This window comes from Methylosinus sp. R-45379 (assembly GCF_001644125.1).
Lineage (GTDB): Bacteria > Pseudomonadota > Alphaproteobacteria > Rhizobiales > Beijerinckiaceae > Methylosinus.
The window spans coordinates 106,866-126,164 of sequence record NZ_LUUM01000291.1; the positions used below are offsets into that span (position 1 = coordinate 106,866).

Consider the following 19,299-nt stretch of genomic DNA (forward strand, 5'->3'; position numbering starts at 1 on the left):
TGATCTCGATTCTGAATTTCGTCAAGCGCAGAATTGGTCGCAGCGAGGCGGTTTTCTTTTTTCGCCGGGCGCGCTACGCAATCGCTCCGACGAGGCCGGCGGGAGCGCCAATGCCGGTCCGACGGGAGAGAACGCATGCAAGCGGACAGTGACGGTTATTACTATTTCCTTACCTATAGCGGCGTGAGCCTTCCGCTCAAATTGACGTCGCCGCTCGATCCGAACGACCTCAACAATCGCAACACATTCTTTCGCGCCCGCTATGACGAGGCCGAGCGTCTGCTTCTGTGCGAGAAGATGGTCTATGGCGAGGTGGAGCTGCGCCACGCTTACGAATATCGCGCGGAGGGCGGTCTCGCCCGCGCGCTCATTCTGATGGGCGAGGACGAGACCGAGGTGCTGTTCGACGAGAATGGCAAGCAGACGGTGGCGTGAGGGCGGCGTAGGTCGGGCGGAGCGCGCGAGCCGGAAGGCTTTTCCGGACGATCGGTTCGCCGTCATTGCGAGGAGCGTAGCGACGAAGCAATCCAGGAGCCGCCCCCATGGCTCTGGATCGCTTCGCTCCGCTCGCGATGACGCGAGGTGATTGTCGGGTTATGCGGAGCGAGCGTCCGCGAGCAGCGTCACGCCTTGCCGAAGACGCGATCGAAGATCGTGTCGACATGCTTGAAGTGATAGGCGAGATCGAACAATTCATCGAGCTCCGCGGGCGAGAGCTTCGCGCTCACCTCGGCGTCGGCGCCGAGCAGCTTGCGGAACTCGCCTTCGCCGCGCCACACCGGCATGGCGTTGCGCTGCACCAGCGAATAGGCGTCCTCGCGTGAGACGCCCTTTTGCGTCAGCGCCAGCAGCACGCGCTGCGAATGCACGAGCCCGCCGAGGCGGTCGAGATTCTTCTGCATATTTTCGGGATAGATCATGAGCTGATCGACGACGCTGGTCAGGCGTGAGAGCGCGAAGTCGAGCGTCACTGTCGCATCGGGGCCGATATTGCGCTCGACGGAAGAATGCGAAATGTCGCGCTCATGCCATAGCGCGACATTCTCCAGCGCCGGCGTCACCATGCCGCGCACCAGCCGTGCGAGGCCGGTGAGATTTTCGGTGAGCACGGGGTTGCGCTTATGCGGCATGGCGGAGGAGCCCTTCTGCCCGGCCGAGAAATATTCCTCGGCCTCCAGCACCTCGGTGCGCTGCAAATGGCGGATCTCGATCGCCAGCCGCTCCACCGATGACGCCACGACGCCGAGCGTCGCGAAAAAGGCGGCGTGACGGTCGCGCGGAATGACCTGCGTGGAGACGGGCTCCACCGCGAGGCCGAGCTGCTTGGCGACATGCTCCTCGACGCGCGGATCGACATTGGCGAAAGTGCCGACGGCGCCGGAGATGGCGCAGGTCGCGACCTCCTTGCGCGCAGCGACGAGCCGCTCGCGGGCGCGGGTGAATTCGGCGTAAGCCTGCGCGAGCTTCAGGCCGAAGGTTGTCGGCTCGGCGTGAATGCCATGCGAGCGGCCGATCGTCGGCGTATATTTATGCTCCAGCGCGCGGCGCTTTATCGCGGCGAGCAATCCATCGACATCGGCGATCAAGAGATCGGCGGCGCGCGCCAATTGCACGGCGAGGCAGGTGTCGAGCACGTCGGAGCTGGTCATGCCCTGATGCACGAAGCGCGAATCCGGGCCGATGAACTCGCCGAGATGGGTCAAAAAGGCGATGACGTCATGCTTGGTCACGCGCTCGATCTCGTCGATGCGGGCGACGTCGAAAGTGACGAAATCCGCCTTGTCCCAGATCGCCTTGGCGCTCTCCTTGGGGATGACGCCGATTTCGGCGAGCGCGTCGCAGGCATAGGCCTCGATCTCGAACCAGATGCGAAAGCGCGTCTGCGGCTCCCAAATCTTCGTCATCTCGGGGCGGGAATAGCGGGGGATCATGGGCTCGGGCGTCCTTTGGAAAAGTCTCGGCGCAGCCGGGTCTGCGGGAAGAGGATCGTTTAGGCCCTTCCGTGAGCAGAGTGAAGGGGGCGGCCCGGCTCCGCTTCCTGTGTTCGTGGTGAATAGGTCCTAAAGACAGCAAGGCGCGATGCGGAGGCTGGCGTTCCAGACGAAGGCCTGGGTGACCCCGAGCGAACCTCGCGATATATTGAAAGGGAACCGGAGGTCGAAATGAGCCAGCTCGAGCACATCACTGTCGACCCGCAGCAATGCGGCGGACGCCCTTGTATCCGCTCGCTGCGCATTCGCGTCAAAGACGTTCTCGACCTTCTCGCGGCGGGGGCCTCGAATGAGGAGATTCTCGAGGATTATCCGCTGCTCGAGGCGTCGGATATCGCCGCGGTCCTCGAATTCGCCGCGCGCCAGAGCGATCATCCGATCTTGCGCGTCGCCTGATGCGCTTTCTCGTCGATGCGCAACTGCCGCCAGCGCTCGCGCGCTGGCTCTCCGCGGCGGGACATGACGCCGAGCACGTCGGGGACGTCGGTCTCGGCGACGCCAGCGACAGTTCGATCTGGAGCTATGCCCGTGCGGCAGTGGGCCGTTATCTCCGCCGTCGTTATCTCCAAAGACGAGGATTTTGCGCAGCGGAAAGCGCTCGAGGGGGGCGGTCCGCCAATCGTCTGGGTGCGCGTTCCGAATACGCGGAAGCGCGAGCTTCTGGCCTGGTTCGAGACGATGCTTCCCGAGATTTTGGCGGCGCTGGAGCGAGGCGAAAGCCTCATCGAGGTCATTTGAGCGGCCTTCGCCGGTCGCGCCGCCGGAATACGAGACACCCTTTCTGGCCGAAATATTGCAGCGGATGAGCCAACGCCTGCGCTGGCGTTCGCCCGCCCGCGCCGCCATATTCCGCTTTTAGAATATGTTCGCCCGGAGGACCTTATGCAGCAGACCGCCGATGTCGCCGTGCTGGGCGCGGGAATGGTCGGAGTTTCGGCCGCCCTGCATCTGCAGGCGCGGGGGCGAGACGTCGTTCTCGTCGACCGGCATGGCGCGGCCGGGCTCGAGACCAGCTTCGGCAACGCCGGGCTCATCGAGCGCGCCTCCATCTTCCCTTATCTCTTCCCGCGGGACTTCGGCGATCTGTTGCGCTATGCGCTCAATCTCTCGCCGCAGGCGCATTATCATTTCTCGGCCCTGCCGAGCGTCGCGCCCTGGCTGTGGCGCTATTTCCGCGAAAGCTCGCCGGAGCGCGCCAAGCGCCACGCTCTGGACGCGCTGCCGCTGGTCGAGCGCTGTCTCGAGGAACATGACGCGCTGATCCAGCTTTCGGGCGCCGGCGACATCGTGCGCCGCACCGGATGGATCAAGCTCTATCGCAGCGAGAAGAGCCTCGCCAAAGGGCTCGTCGACGCCGCGCGGCTGCGCGATTTCTCGCTGCGCGTCGAGGAGCTGGACGCGGCCGGCCTATCGGCGCTGGAGCCCGACATAGCGCCCGTCGTCGGCGCCGTGCATTTTCGCGACACCGCCTCGGTCGCCGATCCTTGCGCGGTCGCGCAGGCCTATGCCGCGCTGTTCCAGCGCCGCGGCGGGCGTTTCCTCGCAGGCGATGTGCGCGCGCTCGAGCAGACGCGCGACGGACATTGGAGCGCGCCCACCCACGATGGCGCGCTGATCGTCCGCGACATCGTCGTCGCGCTCGGCCCCTGGTCGGACCAGATTTTCCGTCCGCTGGGCTATGATCTGCCCTTCGCGGTCAAGCGCGGCTATCACATGCATTACGGAACCAAGGAGGGCGCGCGGCTCTTCCATCCGGTTCTCGACGCCGACAATGGCTATGTGCTGGCGCCGATGACGCGCGGCGTGCGCCTCACTACTGGCGCCGAATTCGCCCGCCGCGACGCGCCGCCGACGCCCGTGCAGGTGGATAAGGACGAGCTTCTCGCGCGCACGCTGTTCCCGCTCGGCGAGCGGCTGGATCCCAAGCCCTGGATGGGCTGCCGCCCCTGCTTCCCGGACATGCTGCCGATCATCGGCAAGGCGCCCCGCCATCAGGGCCTCTGGTTCGATTTCGGCCATCAGCATCATGGCTTCACGCTCGGCCCGGTGAGCGGTCGGCTGCTCGCCGAGATGATGACCGGGGAGACGCCCTTCACCGATCCGGCGCCCTACGCGGTCGAGCGATTTCGATAAATCCACAGCGGAATTTTGCCGCCGAATGAGCGACCATGGCGCGCAGTGATTCGCCCTGGCGTCGATGATCGATTTCCAATCGTCTTTTTTAAAAGCGTGCGCGTCCCCTGCCGGCGAGCCTTTCTTTTCAGCGGAGACGAATATGAAGCTCTCTTTCATTCTCGGCGCGGCGCTCGCGCCTTTTCTGCTCGCGCCCGCGGCGGCCATCGAGGTCGCCGTCATCTATGAAGGCTTTCCGGGCTATGCCGGCTGCAAGGAGCGCGCGGATATGCAGCGCGTCATCGAGCTCGCCGAGCAATATGATTTGGAGGCGGCGCGGGAGATCATCCGCCGTGGCTTGAAGAGCAAGGATTGCCGCGTGCTCGGCGGCGATATCATCGTCGAGGTGGTCCCGCCCTTCAGCCGGCTGGTGAAGGTGCATATGCGCGGCGACCCGGATGCTTATTGGATCATCCAATAATCAGCGGGCCGGCTTGGCGAGCGCGCGCTCGCCCAGCGTCACCAGCGCGGCCCGCAGCCTCTCGTCGGCGACGCCTTCGGTCACTGCTTCCGCCTGTCGGCGCGCGGCGAGGTCGACGGGCGGCTTCGTCGGCCGGACGCGGCGGGGCGAGAGCGGCTCCTGCTTCATCGTGATCTTGGCGACGCAGCGCCAGCCGAGATGCGTGTTCACGCGCTCGATGATGGCGGCGCTCATATGCTGAATGTCGAGGCCGAAGCCCGGCTCGACGCGCAGCGCCAGAGTCGCCGGCTCGTCTTTCTTTTCGGCGGGGCGGTTTTTGGCGCCAGCTTGGTTCTCGTCGGCCGGGCGCCTTTTGGCCCGCGGCGGCCATTGCAGCTTCACTGGCTCGCATATGGCGGCGACGCGTGCGCCGACGATCGCCTCCCAGCGCAGCAGCAGCGAGCTTTCGCTGAAGCCCTGGCGCGCGGCCAGAGGATCGAGCGTCTTGTCGAGGAATTCGCCGATGAGGCGGGATCGCCGTGATTTCGAGCGCCCGGTCGCCGCGTCGGTCATGCTCTCTCCTTGCGCGATCGGCTCCGATCTCGTTATGGACAGGTTAGCCCATGCCGAGAGCCCCCGCCAAGTCGTCGGCCGCAAGGTCGTCCGCAAAATCGCCGCCGCGGCCCGATCCGCGTGCGCTGCTGTCCGATTTGCTCTCCTGGTACGACCGTCGTCGCCGCGATCTGCCCTGGCGCGCCGCGCCCGGCGAGCGGGCCGACCCTTACGCCGTCTGGCTGTCGGAGATCATGCTGCAGCAAACGACGGTGGAGGCGGTCAAACCCTATTTCCACGCTTTTCTCGTGCGTTGGCCGAGCGTCGAGGCGCTCGCCGCCGCGCCGCTGGAGGAGGTGATGAAAGCCTGGGCCGGCCTCGGCTATTACGCCCGCGCGCGCAATCTCCACGCCTGCGCGCAGCAGGTGGCTTTCGAGCGCGGTGGGGTTTTCCCGCGGGAGGAGGAGGATCTTCTCTCGCTGCCGGGCGTCGGCCCCTATACGGCGGCGGCGGTGGCGGCCATCGCCTTCGATGCGCCCTGCGTCGCCGTCGATGGCAATGTCGAGCGCGTCGTCGCCCGGCTCTTCGCCATCGACAGGCCGATCCGCGAGGCCAAGCGCGAATTGCGCGAGACGGCGCAGACGCTGCTTCCCGCCTCACGCTCCGGCGATTTCACCCAGGCGCTGATGGATCTCGGCGCGACGGTCTGCACGCCGCGCGGGCCGCGCTGCGATCTCTGCCCTTTTGCTTCCGCCTGCGAGGCGGCGCGGCGCGGCGAGACCGAGCGTTTCCCGGTCAAGGCGCAAAAGCTCGAGAAGCCGCTGCGGCGCGGCGCGGCTTTCGTCCTCACCTGCGGCGGCGCGGCCCTGCTGCGCACGCGGCCGCCGCGCGGCCTGCTCGGCGGCATGAGCGAATTTCCCTCGACGCCCTTTCGCGTCGATTTCGACCCCTCCCGCGCTCACGCCCATGCGCCCGCCGCGGCGCGCTGGCGCGCGCTGCCGGGGGAGGTCGAGCATGTGTTCACGCATTTTTCGCTGCGGCTGACCATATTCGCCGCGACGCTTCCGGCGCCGCCGCCCCATATCGAGAACGGCCGCTGGACGCCATTGGCGCGCCTTACCGAGGAAGGGCTGCCGACCTTGATGCGAAAGGTGGCGCTACGGGCCGGTTTGATCGTAGAGTGAGCTGAAGCGGGAGCATCGACATGGCGCGGCGCAAATCGATCCAGATCGAGATGACGGAAGGCGCGATTCGCGTCCTCTCCAGCGGCCATGTGCTGACCATCGCCAATAGCGCGCCGCCCCCAGACGCCGAGGAGGACACGGATTTCTTCATCCGCCTCGACGATATCGACCATTGGGACGCCCCCGACCAGGAAATCCCCATCGACATCGTCGAGCTGCAGTCGATTCTGGAAGCGATAGAGGAAGAACTCGAGCGCCACGGGTTGAGCGTGACCTTCGAGTAGGGTTCTGCAGGGCCGGGCCAGTGGGGCGCGGCCGAGGAACCTGGATCCTCGGCCACACTCTGGAAAACCCTGAAATTCCAAGATATTCGCAGCGCCAAAAATCCGGCGATGAGCGCATTTTGGACCACTCTTGTGGGCAGGGCAATAGGGCGGGAATCGATGGTGTCGCAGCCCGGCGCCGTGCCTCGAGAGTGGACGCCGTCAGTCGGCCGATCGGTCCGTGTCGACCTCTCGAGGCGCCGACATGCTCACGGGCCATTCGGGCGTAAGAGCGCCGTCTCCGCTTCCGCTCCGGTGAGACATCGCCTCTCCTGCAATCGGTCGGCGATCACGAGCACGGCGTCGCGCCGCTCGCGAATGAGGTCGAGCGCGCGGTCATAAATACGGACGAGGTCCCGCTCGACGGCGGCGCGAAGCGCGCGGTCGCTCGCCAGCAACGTCTCGATCGGCTCGCCGCGGTGGAGGAGGCTGTCGCCGAGCCCTTGCCGCGCACGCGCCTCGGCGAGCAGCCGCGTCGCCTGGGCGAGATCGCCGACGGCGCCGGCGGACGCCTCGCCGAACAGTTCCTGCTCGGCGGCGCGCCCGGCCAGCATGGCGAGGGCGATATCGTCTATATCCCGCCGCCTCGGCGCGATCGTCGGCGCATGCGCAACCGTGCGTCCGCCGGATTCGCCGCGTGTGATCAGCGAGACCTGCGTGACTTCGCGGCCGGCGGCGAGATGCGCGACGACATGCCCGGCCTCGTGGATCGCGGCGATCCGCAGATCCTCCGGCGACCGGTCGTCCTCGGGCGCGACGACGGCGACGAGGTCGTCGATCTCCAGCGCCCGTCCGGCCGCGCGGGCGCGGCTCGTCGCCGCCTTGGCCCAGCCGGCGGCGTCGGCAGGGGTGGAGCCCGGCGCGAGACGAGCGACGGCCTCGAGATCGGCGTCGGCGAGCTGCGCGTCGAGATGATAGCGCAGCACGCGCCCGAGCGCGGCGGCGTCCGGCGCCGCCAGCGGGATGATGCGGTCGAAGCGTCCGGGCCGGATGAGCGCCCGATCGAGAGATTCGGGATGATTGGTCGCCCCGATGACGATGATCCCCTCGCGCGGCGTCGTCGCCCCGTCGAGGAGCGTCAGCACGAAATTGACGATCGGCTGCCACCAGTCGCGCCCGCGCGACGACAGATTGCGGCGATCGGGAATTCCGTCCAGCTCGTCGATGAACAGCAAGGTCGGACGCTGCGCGCGGGCGGCGTCGAAGTCCGCCTGCGCAGCTTGAATGACGTCGCCGAGATTGCCGTCGCGCGTCGTGAACCAGGCGCCGCAGGAGGTCGACACGATGGGGACATCGAGGGTTCTGGCGATGGCCCGCGCGAGCAGCGTCTTGCCGGTTCCAGGCGGACCGCTGAGCACGATGGAAGCGGCGATGGCGCGCCAAGGCAGCTTTTTCGCGCGCCAAGCGGCGACATCCGCGACGAGGCTGAGCGCCCACTCGCGCGCCGGTCCATCATAGCCGGGCAGCTCCTCCAAGCTTGGCGTATCCTCCGCCGCGCCGGCGCGGGCCTTCGCCGCGGCGAAGGAGGCGAGATTTTCCAGCAATTGCACGGCGCCGACATCCGGTCGGAATGCGGCGACGATTTCTGAAAAGCTCAGGCCGTCGGCGGCGCCAGGCGGAATTGGCCCACGCAGCCGGCGGCCGCGCAAGATGTGAAAGACCCGGCGCAGAACGGCGCCATCCGGCGGCGCGACGGTGAGATGCGCATCGGCGACGGTCAGAAGCGTAGCCGGCAGAAATCGCTCCGGTTCCTGGGAGACGCCGATTGCGCATCGCCCCTCGGACAGCGCCTCGGCGATGTCGGCGCCGGCCGTGTGCGGCCGCTTCGCAGTTTTGGAGCCGCCGCCATCGGTGAAAATCTCCGCATCCGTGACGAGCCGCCTGGCCGCCTCGGCGAGGGGCGCGATCCAATCGGCGCCCGGCGCCTTTATAATGAGTGTGAATGTGTCGCCGCGCCGGATGCGTTTTCGCAGCCGCTGCGTCAAAGCCGCGTCGAGGCAGGCTTTCGCCAGCTCATCCGCAGTCGACGGCCGGCCATCCAACAGATTTCCGAAACGATCGCTTTGCGCATCATAGGAACCGTCGTCGTCGATCGACGTCGATCGGAGCGCGGCGGCGAGCTTCTTCCTGCTCATGGCAAAATTCCTTCGTTCGCGCCATTTGCAGGCGCGCGGGTCTCGCGAGGGAAGGGGGCGCGCGGGCGTCGATAGCGGCGGACGCCCGCGCGCTGCGTCAGAACAGGGGGAGGCGGCGCGGAGACTCTTCACCCACATCGCGCCAGAAGCGCGTAAGCGACGATCTATTGCCGACGATGAATTTGCCCGCCGCGTCGAGCGAGGTCACGCGCAGGTCGCAGAGCAGCACCATCGCGCCCGGATGATCGGGAGACGGCTTCAGCAAGCCGGAGCGGAGGAGCTTCACCCGGGTCGTGATGTCGGAGCGTCGCGCCGACGGTTGCGTCCTGTCGCGGATTTCCGAGCCCGCGAGCAGAACCCAATCGCCGTCGACGAGGGCGGCCGCCGCTCGGTAGGCGCCTTTCTCGAAGACGGTGACGCGTTCGGCGTCATCGGGCACTTCATAGGGCGCCAGCGGATCGTCTTCCTCGCGAGTTGCGACGTCATGATCCTCGAACCAATCCTCGCCGAGCGCGCCGACCAGCAGGCGCATTTGCTCATAGAGGGGGCGGGATTTCGTCAGCACGGAGCGCGCCGGCGACTCGGCGTCGGCGCCGGAACCCAGCCGGCAGCGTCCGAGCTTCAATAAGCGCTCATGCGCGAAATATTGCAGAGCGAGCGCGCGTGACTTGTCGATCGCCGGGCCATAGACGATCAGCGCTCGATCGAACCAGTGAAGTTGGGCGTCGTGGAGATGCGTGCGCATGCGTCCTTCGACGTCACAGGTTTCGCCCGGTCGCAATATGGGCGTCGTCGCATGCGAGCCGATCAGCATGTAGAACGCCGCCGTCCGCGTTGGTAGCCTGCGGCAGAGCGTCGACAGGTCGGATCGATCGCACAAAATGGCCGTCGGGCCATCGTTTCCAAAGCACACGAGCTTGAATTTGAAGAGGTCTGGAGCGGCCTCGGTCGGGCGGAGGCGTGTCTTAATGTTGAGATTCAAAGCAAAAACTCCCGTAGCTCGCCGAGGCGGCGCCAAGCGCCAGCGACAATCGGCGTCGATGTTCCGGTTCGGAGCGCAGGCGCAGGCGATCAGCCGGCGCGAAGCTTTCGGGCCTGGAACGGGCTAGGGGAGGGCGCTCGCTCGCTCGTCGCGCGCGGGGATTCCGCCGGGGACGGCGGCATGATAGTGACGTCGATAGCCATGTTTGATCCTTCCTCGATCAATGTGGTCAGGCCGTCGTTCGGGAGCTGGAACTCCCTGCGACGGCCGCTCGCTCGATCAGTCGAGCGAATGTTGTGAAGCATTTCGAGCCCGCGTCGTTTGGTCAAGGCGCTTCGATCGATCATAGTAAACGGCAAATTCAGACAATCTGCTGGCCGTTGTCCGCAGTCGCCGAAGGAGCGAAATCATCTCGATTACGCGATTTTGCGGAAAATCTTTCGGACGAGATGGTTAAGAATTCTCTGCTACTGCTTGGTAAATGGTCTTATAATCTAATTATATTCAATATGTTGCCCGGACTCTCCGGCATATGGTTTCCAAATTCTTGCCGATGCCGCTCGAGTTGCATTACCGCGGCTTAATGGCCGTTAGAGCGTCGCCGTCAAATTGATCCTCACCGAAGAGGCCGCGCCCCACCATTCCAAGGGCCGCCTCATCTGACTAGAGAGAGGATCAGACCCATGTTCTCCGCTTCGCTCGGCGCCTTCATCACTCCCCGCATCGCCAAGCGCGCCGCTATTCTCGGCCTCGCCGGCTTCGCCGCCTTCACTTCGGCGCCCGCCAAGGCCGATCTCTTCTCCGATCTGTTCGGCTCCTTCGACAATGGCTATTCGAGCCGGGCGGCCAGCTCGAGCCGCTACGGCTATTCCCGCCGCGCCGATCTCGCTGGCGGCTATACGCCGCGTGCCGATTATTCGAGCTATGACCGCGGCGGCAATGTGCTCGACTATTATGAGCAGGTCCGCTCGGCCAATGTGACGCGGCGGACCGTCGCCATCGACGGCTACTGCGCATCGGCCTGCACGATGAAGCTCGGCGCGCGCCATGCCTGCGTTTCGCCGGAGGCGACGCTGCGCTTCCATTCGGCGCGCACGAACGAGGGGGAGACCTCCTGGGGAGGCAACACGCTGATGATGAGCGTCTACCCGCGGGCGATCCAAGCCTGGGTGCGGCGTCATCAGGCTCTGGACAATCTGGCCTTCACCGACATGTCCGGCCGCGAAGCCATCGGCCTCGGCATCCGCGCCTGCGCATAGGGCGCGGGGCATTCGCCGAGGACCCAGGCTCGGCAAGACGCGGCGTTGCGCCCTCTCTCGCGACGCCGCGACTTTTCCGTGAGAGAGGAGCGTATGTCGATCGGCCGATTTCTGAAAAGTCAAAAGCGCTTTTTCATGTCGGCATCGCGCCCGAATCCAGGTTGTATCAGCTCGACCTTTACGATATTGCCGTTCAAATAGAATTGAACGGCAATTAGTTGCGGTCGATCTTTTCTTTGATCGAGCCGACGCGTCGGAAGTGAAATGCGGGATCGGCACGATCACAAGATTTCTGGCCAGCAGGGCAGGGCTCGAAGCGAGAGAATCCCTTGGGTCGCGCCTTCCCCCGAAGAGGGCGACGGCGACGAAGCATCGCCAGAAACCGCGGCTCCGAGAGAATCCGAACGGCACCTGTCGCGCGTCTCGGCGGCGCTGGACGACCTTATCTTCTTTCTCTTTCTCGCAGCTCTCGGCTGGGCGCCTTTCTGGTTCGGTTCCGATCGCTCATTGGCATGGGGCGTCAATGCGATCTGGTTCAGCGGGCTGGTGATCGCCTTCGAGCTGGTTCGAACTCTTTCCGGACGGCGCCATCCTGTCGCGCTTCACCGAATCTGGTTCCCGGCGACGGCTTGCGCGGTCGTTTTCGGATGGGCGTTGATCCAGATCGCTCATTGGATCCCCGCAGGCTATCACAATCCGATCTGGCAAATGGCGCGCGAGGCGTCGGGACGAGATTTCGCGGGGAGCATCTCGGTCAATCGGGACGCCACCGTCCTCGCGGCGGCGCGTTTCCTCACCTGCTGCGCCGCCTTCTGGCTCGCGCTCCAACTCTGCCGTTCCTCGGCGCGGGCGCAATCGCTCGTCCGCTTCATTGCGCTGGCGGGGGCGGCCTATGCCGCGTACGGAATTGTCGCATTTTTCGTCTTCCCGAACACGATCTTGTGGTTTGGCAAGGTCACCTACAATGATTCCCTCACCTCGACCTTCGTGAACCGCAATAGCTATGCGACCTATGCCGGCCTCGGCTTGATGAGCGGGCTCGGGATCCTGCTGAACTTCTATATTGCGAGGGGGGAGGGGAAGGCCGCCGCAATTTCGCGCCGCCTCGCCGGCCTGTTGGCGCTGACGGTCGCAGGAGGGGCCGTCTGGATCGCTGTCGTGCTGGTTATCGGCGCGGCGCTGGTCCTGACCGGATCGCGCGGTGGGGTGTCGGCGAGTCTCGGAGGCCTGCTGACGATCCTGCTGCTCGCCGGCGTCCGCGGGCGCAAGAATGCGATTGGCGCCGGCTTCGGCCTGCTGACGGCAGGCCTCGCCATGGGCGTGGCGCTGTTCAATTACGGCGACTTTCTCGCCGATCGCCTTTCCATCCAAGGATTTGCTTCAGATGACCGACTGGCCGTCTATGGATTGACATGGCGTTCTATTCTCGATGCGCCTTTGTTCGGCTTCGGCGACGGAACATTTTCGGAAGTGTTCCCCATGTATCGGGACGGGACCATCGGTCCGTTCGGCGTCTGGGACATGGCCCACAACAGCTATCTCGAAGCGCTGCAAGGCTTGGGCGTTCCCGTCGCTGTTCTGCTCTTTCTCGGCGTGGGTATGCTGTTCGTGCGCTGCGTTCTGGGCGCGATCGAAAGAAAAAGGGCGGCGTCGGCCCCGCTGGTCGCATGCGCAGCCACAGTGGTCGTGGCGCTCCACGCCTTCGTGGATTTCAGCGTGCAGATGCAGGCCGTCGCCCTGACCTGGGTCGCGCTGCTGGGGGCCGGGGTCGCGCAATCGTGGAGCGGATCGGTCGCGACGGATCGCTGAGGCGGTTTCGCGCGCGAGCCGCTTCGCAATCCGCGGCAGATATGCTAGTGACTTGAAACATCTTAAACTGTGCTTTGGCCCTAAAGGGACATTCGATTGATGCATGGCCAGATTTCCAAGGCGTTGACGCAAGTGAACTCGGATGGCGGAGAGAGCGACGCCATCGATCTGCGCCAATTGCAGGACTTTTTCTGGCGCCGGTGGAAGGTGGTCGTCGCTACGGCCATCGTCGTGATGGCCGTGGCCTTCCTCGCGCTGCTGATGGTCACGCCGCGTTTCACGGCGACCGCGCAGATCCTTCTCGAGCCGCGGAAAGAGAAAATCTTCGGCGCGGAGCAAATCCTGCCGGAACTAAATCTCGAGACCTCCAATGTGGATAGTCAGGTCTCGGTCATCCAATCGATCAACCTGCTTCGAAGGGTCGTCGAGAAGGAGAAGCTGACGCAGGATAAGGAGTTCGGAGCGTCGCAGAAATTGGGACTTTTCGGTTTCCTGACAGGGCTTTTTTCTTCGTCCGAACCGGCAGGCAAGGTCGAGCCTCAAGGCGGCGATCAGATTCCGCCGGAGGTGTTGGCCTCGATCCAACGGTTGCGGAACGCGCTCGAGGTCCAGCGCGTCAACAGGACCTTTGTCCTCTCTATTTCGGTTAACTCCGAGGATCCGGCAAAGGCGGTCCGTTTGACCAATGCCGTCGCCGACGCCTTCGTCGTCGATCGGCTCGACGCACGCTATGACGCCGCCAAACGCGCCTCCAGCTGGCTCACCGAGCGCATGGAGTCGTTGCGCGATACGTTGCGCCAATCCGAGGAGGCCGTCGCTGACTTCCGCAAGGAGCACAATCTCGTCACCACCAATGCGGACGCCAAGGTCACCGTCTCGGAACAGCAGCTCTCCGAGCTCAATGGCAAGCTCATCACCGCCCGCGCCGAGACTGCCGAGAAGCGCGCCAAATATGAGCAGGTGGCGCAGGTGATGCAGAAGGGTGGCAATTTGCAGGCCATTCCTGACGTCGTCCGTTCGACCGTGATCGCCGATCTTCGCAAGCAGCAGGCCGAGGTCGCGAGGAAGGAGGCCGATCTCTCCACACGCTACGATGTTCAGCACCCCATGCTGATCAACACGCGCGCGGAAAGGCGGGACATCGAGCGCTCGATCGCTGCGGAGGTGCAGCGTATTCTGACGAATCTGAAGAACGATTACGACGTCGCGAAATCCCGCGAGGAATCGCTCGACGCGAGCTTGAAGCAGGTCACTGGAGAGACGGGCATCGATGGCGGCGTCGGAGTGAGGTTGCGCGAACTCGAGCGGATAAACGCCGCGAACAAGACGCTATTCGAGAATTTTTTGTCCCGCGCCAAGATCACTCAAGAGCAATCGACCTTCGAGGAGAACGAAGCCAGGGTCATTTCTCCGGCGATCAGGCCTGGAGCGCCTTCCTTTCCGAAAAAAGGGCTCGTTCTGTCTCTCGCAGGAGTCGTCGGCCTTCTGATCGGGATCGGCGGCGCCGTCGCTCTCGATATGTTGAATTCCGGATTCCTCTCGTCGCGCGAGATCGAGGAAAAGCTCGGAACGCCTGTCCTCGCGTCGCTTCCATTGCTGAGCGCCAAGGATCGCGAAGTGGATGGAAAAACTCTGGAGCCGGCGCGCTATGTCATCGCCAAGCCGCTGTCTCGCTACGCCGAGTCGATCCGCAACATAAGGGTCGGCATACAAATGGCCGACGTCGACAATCCGGCCAAGGTGATCCTCGTGACCTCCTCCTTCCCGAGCGAAGGCAAGTCGACGCTCGCCCAGTCGCTCGCCTGGTCCGCTGTGAAAGCGGGAATGCGCGTCATGCTGATCGACGGGGATCTGCGCCATCCATCCATCAGCAAGCAGTTCGGCGCGGAGGCGAAGCCGGGACTCGTGGATTTCTTGACGAGCGCCGTTCCGTTGGAACAAGCCGTCATTCGTCTCGATGACCTCACGGTTCTGCCGGCCGGTTCGAAATCGCAGAATCCGCCGGATCTCCTAGGGTCGGAGCGCATGCGCCAGCTCAGCGAAAAGCTGCGGGATCTCTTCGACTACATTGTCGTCGATTCACCGCCGGTCGGTCCGGTCATCGATGCGAAGGTCTTGGCCAGCCTCGCCGATAAGGTGGTCTTTTCCGTAAGGTGGCGAATGACTCCGCGGGAGACCGTGGCGGAACATATCCAATATTTTATGCAGCATCATAAGCTCGCCGGCGCCGCCTTGAGCCTAGTGGACGAGAGTCAGGCGCCGAGATATGGCGCCTATAGTCAGTACTATGGGAAATATTACAAGAAATACTACCAGAATTGAGTTTCGCGGCATGCGGTACCGTTCGATTGCAGTATCCGTCTGCGCGTTGGCGCTTTCGGCTCTTCTCATCCGGCAGGGTTTGATCCTCCTCGAGGTGGAGCGGGTCGTCGACCAATTCGACAAGCACATGGAAGCCACGGCGCATTCGGAGCCCGAGGCTTCGCGTCAGCGCGCCGACGAAGAGCTGCTCGCCGAGCTCGCGGCGTTCCGAGACATGGATGGCGTCGCGACGAGATTGCTCGATCTCCGAGCGACGCTGCTCGGAAATTCGGTCGATGACGATCGCTTTTCCAGCGGCCTAGTCGATCTTCTAGACCGGGTTCCGACTTCCGGAAAGGCGTGGATGGAGTTCGCAAAATTACGATGGAGGCAAGGAGCGCCTCTAGAACGAACGCTCGAGGCGCTGGAGATGTCGAAAGTCACAGCGCCGCATGAAGCGCGCATCATCGAAAGCCGAGTTTTGTTCTCGAGTGTGATTTGGGAGTTTCTTCCACCGGAAGGGAAACGCTCGGTCATCAGCCAGTTGATCGAGCTCAATGGACGAATAGATGAACGTATTCGTCGTCGACTCGTGGTTGTTCTCGGGACGAAGCCGGAAGCGACTCGGGAAGCGATCGTCAATGATCTGCGGATGCGTGGCGTAGAGGGCTCCGCCTGGGTCCGCGCAGTCGGGCTCGGGCTATGACGATCGAGATCGAGTCCTCCGAGCACGAGACGTTTCTTGCATGCTACTTCGTGCTCGGAATGAAGTTCAGGTCGTGAATTTTTTTGTGGGGTATTCGGAATGGATGGCGGCGACAAAGCTCGTCTCAGGGAAGACATAGAGCTGGCTCCGGGAGAGCGCTGGTACCTCGCGCATACGCTGCCGCATAAGGAGACATCGGTAGAGCAGCGCCTGAGAGTGCAAGGGTTTCGTCATTTCATGCCGCGGCGGATCAAAACAGTTCGTCATGCGCGACGAATGCGCAATGTGCTCGCGCCTGTGTTTCCGCGCTACATTTTCGTGGCGCTCGATCTCGATCGCGACCGATGGCGTAGTGTCAACGGCACGATCGGGATAGCGACTCTCTTCATGGCGCAGGATCGTCCGCTGCCCGTGCCTTACGGCGTCGTCGAAACGCTGATCCAATCCTCCGACGATCGCGGCCAGCTTCGCTTCGAACATAATTTGCAGCTTGGTCAAAAAGTCAGGCTCATCAGCGGTCCATTTTCCGAGGCGCTCGGCCTGCTCGAACGCCTGGACGACTCGGGTCGCATAGAGGTGCTGCTCGAAATTATGGGGGGACATGTTCGCGCAAAGCTCAGACGCGAACAGGTCGAGCCGGTCGGATGAGCAGGGCTCGCATCGATGCCGCTGCCAATTTCTCGAAAGGCCAGCAACGCGACGAATATTTCAAAAGGGGCGCTGAGCGCTGAGCGATCAGCATACGCCTTTCGGAACCAAATCAGTTTGCGTCCCTCTATCCGTTCTTATTCGTGACGATGGGTGTTCAGCCGGTTCGGCGCGCGGACCTCAGCGAGGCGTTCGGCTTTTTCACCGCTTCGAGGACCATACATTCTGGAACGCATCCGCGTTTGGTCGTGCCTCCACCAGTGGCGTAGCAGTTCAGGAGCAAGCCGCTCGCGAAGCGCGCTTTTCATAGCTCCGTAGCGCGAGCGGCGTGCGGCGGCCACCGGTGGGGGCACGACCCGTCGCGATGGTCGAGCGAGAACATAGCCGATCTCGCAAACAGCTGATAGAGACGGAATGAACTCTCTCTCTTCGGGGACGACCGCTGCCGCCGTTAACTGTGCATGGCAGGCAAGACTACCTTTGTCTTGTCGGCCAAGTTAGAGGTGTTTATAAGGAGCACTCGTAGCTTATCTGGGTCGGACGGCGAGCGCATATCCGAGGTCGCGTTCAATTTGGGCCGGATCGAGAGATTCACCCAAAGTGCGGCAGCTATTCAAGGGATGAGCTGCGCAGGGACGCTATCCGTCCCCTTTCGTCGAGAAAGATATAAGAGTTTTCTGGACTGTCCGAAATTCAGCGGTCGGACAGCCGGAATGATCTTTGGTAATTTCCGCTTTTGATTTTATAGAAGAGCTGTATGATGAGCGGGGTTGGTGCGGACTTTGAAAGGAATGGCGCTTCAAATTCAGAAGTTGACGACAGATTATACGATAGTATTTGCTGCCATGATGTTAAATATAGAGAATCTGCCCAAAAAATCTTGATCCATGCTATCAATTTCACGCCGGAATTGATTGGGTGTGGAAAATACACGACCGAGTTGGCTCGGTATCTCGAATCGAGAGGCCACGAGATGGAGGTCGTCACCGCTCCGCCGCACTATCCTGGCTGGTTCGTGCGCGCGCCTTACCGTGGAGGCGTTTATGCAACAGAGTTCGTCGGGGCTATCCGAGTGACGCGATGCCCCATCGCGTTGAGGGCAGGGGTTCCCGGTCTGTGGCGACTATTGGCTCCGTTGAGTTTCGCCGTGTCTGCGGCGCCGGCGGTCGCATGGCGGATCATTTGCTTCCGACCGGACGTCGTGATTTGTATCGAACCGACGCTGATGTCCGCGCCGGTCGCTCTACTGGCGGCAAAGCTCGTCGGAGCGCGTAGCCTGCTCCATGTCCAAGACCTCGAAGTGGATGCGGCATTCGAGGTCGGTCCCCTGAATGGCGGCGCCGTTCGGAAGCTCGCAAATGGCGTCGAGCGTTGGCTCTTGGACGGGTTCGACAAAATTATAACGATTTCCCACAAGATGAACGAGGCGCTGGTCGTCAAACGACTGTCGCCGGGAAAAATATCGGTTTTGCGGAATTGGGTCGACACCACCGCTATTTCGCCCTCGCCGAAGGCTTGTAGTCCTTTTCGTGAAGAGCTCGCTCTACCGGCAGGCGCTTTCGTCGTGCTCTACGCTGGCAACCTGGGTCCCAAACAGGCGCTGGAGATCCTGATCGAGGCGGCGCGAAGGCTCGCATCGGAACATGATATATATTACGTCGTCGCTGGCGCTGGTCCTATGCGTGAGGCGCTGCAACGACAATCTGCCGACCTCCCCAATGTTCGCTTCCTACCAATTCAACCGGTAGAGAGAATGAATGAATTGCTCGCTCTCGCCGATTTGCATGTGTTGCCGCAGTCGAAGGGAGCTGCCGACCTCGTCCTGCCATCCAAGCTCGGGGGGATGTTGGCGAGCGGCCGCCCTATCATCGCAACCGCCGATCCCGATACGGAGTTGCACGACCTACTTTCGGACATCGCGCTGTTGACGCCATCCGGGGATAGCGAAGCGCTCGCTGCTGGCATTCTGGCTGCTCGCGAGTTCGATTGGACGCAACGCGTTGAAAGAGGATTGCGCCTCGTCGAAACCATGAGCGCGCAAACGCTGCTGCCGCAATATGAAGCATTGTTGCTGACTAGTTGAGTTCTGTGGATCCCGAAGGCGCCCGAATAATCTATATGGCCGCGGCAGCGGGTGTCTGTAGTTGCGATGAGGGGCGTTATCGCACCTTCCTCCTGCTAACAATTCGGCGACGAAGTCGGGCACCGATGACCTCGGTCCATAGCGCTCTCGAAGTTCATTAGCAATGAATATAGCGGCGCAGGCTTTATAATCAAGCTGGATCTATTAATATTTAGAATTGAAATAGCATTTCTGCATGAAGTTTCGAATATTGGCCATAATTCTCGCATCCGCTAGTATATCTGTCCGCAATGAGCCTAATAAGTATTATTTTTAACTCAGCGAGATGCGTTCCTGACATTTTTTATTTTATGCAATAATGCTATATCTATCCAATATTATGCAAAATACACCAGCAATTTCAGAGCGTACGACGCGGACTAGAGCAGTCTCCGAACGGAATGGTGCTGTGGCGCTTTTTTCGATCGCCATGACATCTCGTTCAAAAACGTATGGCCCGCCCCGTCTGCAAGCAGTTTTTATCTGTTCGCAGACGGCGGCTATCAGGGCCCGCAGTTCCGCGACGCACAGAAGAAGGCATTGCCATTTGTCGACACCGAGATCGTCAAGCGCTCGGATGCGGCCAAAGGCTTCGAGGTTTTGCCCCGCCGCTGGGTCGTGGAAAGAACCTTTTCTTGGCTCGGTCGCTGCCGAAGGTTGGCCAAGGACTTCGAAAACCTCAACCGTAAGGCATTGGCGTTTCTTCACCTCGCCT

At 62.7% G+C, this 19,299-nt stretch carries 17 protein-coding genes and 2 pseudogenes; 15 read left to right on the forward strand and 4 right to left on the reverse strand.

What is annotated here, in order from left to right; genetic code table 11:
• The first annotated feature begins 135 nt into the window (after positions 1-135).
• Positions 136-435, forward strand: coding sequence for a DUF6156 family protein (locus tag A1351_RS20915; protein ID WP_024878631.1), 300 nt, complete (start codon positions 136-138; stop codon positions 433-435).
• A 188-nt stretch (positions 436-623) separates the two neighbouring features.
• On the opposite strand, the gene purB is transcribed toward A1351_RS20915, so the two are convergent.
• Complete coding sequence (purB, locus tag A1351_RS20920) at positions 624-1,931, reverse strand: adenylosuccinate lyase (RefSeq protein ID WP_064033811.1); 1,308 nt, start codon at positions 1,929-1,931, stop codon at positions 624-626.
• A 231-nt stretch (positions 1,932-2,162) separates the two neighbouring features.
• Here purB and A1351_RS20925 point away from each other — a divergent pair, with 231 nt between their 5' ends.
• The 5 genes and pseudogenes from A1351_RS20925 to A1351_RS20940 all read left to right on the forward strand — a co-directional run bounded on the left by A1351_RS20925 (position 2,163) and on the right by A1351_RS20940 (position 4,584).
• Positions 2,163-2,387 carry a DUF433 domain-containing protein gene (locus A1351_RS20925; protein ID WP_064033812.1) on the forward strand — a complete coding sequence of 75 codons (225 nt, stop codon included), beginning with the start codon at positions 2,163-2,165 and terminating at the stop codon, positions 2,385-2,387.
• Positions 2,387-2,464 (forward strand): annotated as a pseudogene (locus tag A1351_RS26305) (DUF5615 family PIN-like protein); the annotation flags it as partial. The gene A1351_RS20925 and the pseudogene A1351_RS26305, both read left to right, overlap by 1 nt.
• 55 nt (positions 2,465-2,519) lie before the next feature.
• Positions 2,520-2,729, forward strand: a complete 210-nt coding sequence (locus A1351_RS25520) for a DUF5615 family PIN-like protein (protein WP_245267222.1) — start codon at positions 2,520-2,522, stop codon at positions 2,727-2,729.
• Between the two features lie 144 nt (positions 2,730-2,873).
• Entirely contained in the window at positions 2,874-4,124 is a 1,251-nt protein-coding gene (locus A1351_RS20935; RefSeq protein ID WP_064033813.1) for an FAD-binding oxidoreductase, read from the forward strand.
• A gap of 142 nt (positions 4,125-4,266) precedes the next feature.
• On the forward strand, positions 4,267-4,584 hold the full coding sequence (locus A1351_RS20940) for a hypothetical protein (protein WP_064033814.1): 318 nt from the start codon (positions 4,267-4,269) through the stop codon (positions 4,582-4,584).
• On the opposite strand, the gene A1351_RS20945 is transcribed toward A1351_RS20940, so the two are convergent.
• The gene (locus A1351_RS20945) at positions 4,585-5,136 is read right to left on the reverse strand and encodes a DUF721 domain-containing protein (RefSeq protein WP_064033815.1); all 552 of its coding nucleotides are present in this window, start codon (positions 5,134-5,136) and stop codon (positions 4,585-4,587) included.
• 50 nt (positions 5,137-5,186) lie between these two features.
• On the opposite strand from A1351_RS20945, the gene mutY reads away from it, so the two are divergent.
• The gene (gene mutY, locus A1351_RS20950) at positions 5,187-6,299 is read left to right on the forward strand and encodes an A/G-specific adenine glycosylase (RefSeq protein WP_064033816.1); all 1,113 of its coding nucleotides are present in this window, start codon (positions 5,187-5,189) and stop codon (positions 6,297-6,299) included.
• A gap of 20 nt (positions 6,300-6,319) precedes the next feature.
• Positions 6,320-6,583: an Imm74 family immunity protein gene (locus tag A1351_RS20955; protein ID WP_024878638.1), complete on the forward strand. Its 264-nt coding sequence runs from the start codon at positions 6,320-6,322 to the stop codon at positions 6,581-6,583.
• Between the two features lie 248 nt (positions 6,584-6,831).
• Here the strand turns inward: A1351_RS20955 and A1351_RS20960 are convergent, their stop codons facing one another.
• Together A1351_RS20960 and A1351_RS20965 are read right to left on the reverse strand one after the other, a co-directional pair.
• The gene (locus tag A1351_RS20960) at positions 6,832-8,757 is read right to left on the reverse strand and encodes an AAA family ATPase (protein ID WP_064033817.1); all 1,926 of its coding nucleotides are present in this window, start codon (positions 8,755-8,757) and stop codon (positions 6,832-6,834) included.
• Between the two features lie 97 nt (positions 8,758-8,854).
• Positions 8,855-9,571, reverse strand: a complete 717-nt coding sequence (locus A1351_RS20965) for a hypothetical protein (protein ID WP_157096417.1) — start codon at positions 9,569-9,571, stop codon at positions 8,855-8,857.
• An 851-nt stretch (positions 9,572-10,422) separates the two neighbouring features.
• Here A1351_RS20965 and A1351_RS20975 point away from each other — a divergent pair.
• The 7 genes and pseudogenes from A1351_RS20975 to A1351_RS24160 form a co-directional block, all read left to right on the forward strand.
• Positions 10,423-10,998: a hypothetical protein gene (locus A1351_RS20975; RefSeq protein WP_064033819.1), complete on the forward strand. Its 576-nt coding sequence runs from the start codon at positions 10,423-10,425 to the stop codon at positions 10,996-10,998.
• Between the two features lie 264 nt (positions 10,999-11,262).
• Positions 11,263-12,807 (forward strand): O-antigen ligase, encoded by a 1,545-nt coding sequence (locus A1351_RS20980; protein WP_064033820.1) that lies wholly within the window; start codon positions 11,263-11,265, stop codon positions 12,805-12,807.
• Positions 12,808-12,906: 99 nt separating this feature from the next.
• Positions 12,907-15,129 (forward strand): polysaccharide biosynthesis tyrosine autokinase, encoded by a 2,223-nt coding sequence (locus tag A1351_RS20985; protein ID WP_064033821.1) that lies wholly within the window; start codon positions 12,907-12,909, stop codon positions 15,127-15,129.
• On the forward strand, positions 15,074-15,814 hold the full coding sequence (locus A1351_RS20990; RefSeq protein ID WP_157096419.1) for a hypothetical protein: 741 nt from the start codon (positions 15,074-15,076) through the stop codon (positions 15,812-15,814). The genes A1351_RS20985 and A1351_RS20990 overlap by 56 nt, the downstream gene beginning before the upstream one ends.
• Before the next feature lie 99 nt (positions 15,815-15,913).
• Entirely contained in the window at positions 15,914-16,462 is a 549-nt protein-coding gene (locus A1351_RS20995; RefSeq protein ID WP_064033823.1) for a transcription termination/antitermination protein NusG, read from the forward strand.
• A 760-nt stretch (positions 16,463-17,222) separates the two neighbouring features.
• Positions 17,223-18,545, forward strand: a complete 1,323-nt coding sequence (locus A1351_RS21000; protein ID WP_245291697.1) for a WcaI family glycosyltransferase — start codon at positions 17,223-17,225, stop codon at positions 18,543-18,545.
• Positions 18,546-19,067: 522 nt separating this feature from the next.
• Positions 19,068-19,299, forward strand: a pseudogene (locus tag A1351_RS24160) (transposase); the annotation flags it as partial.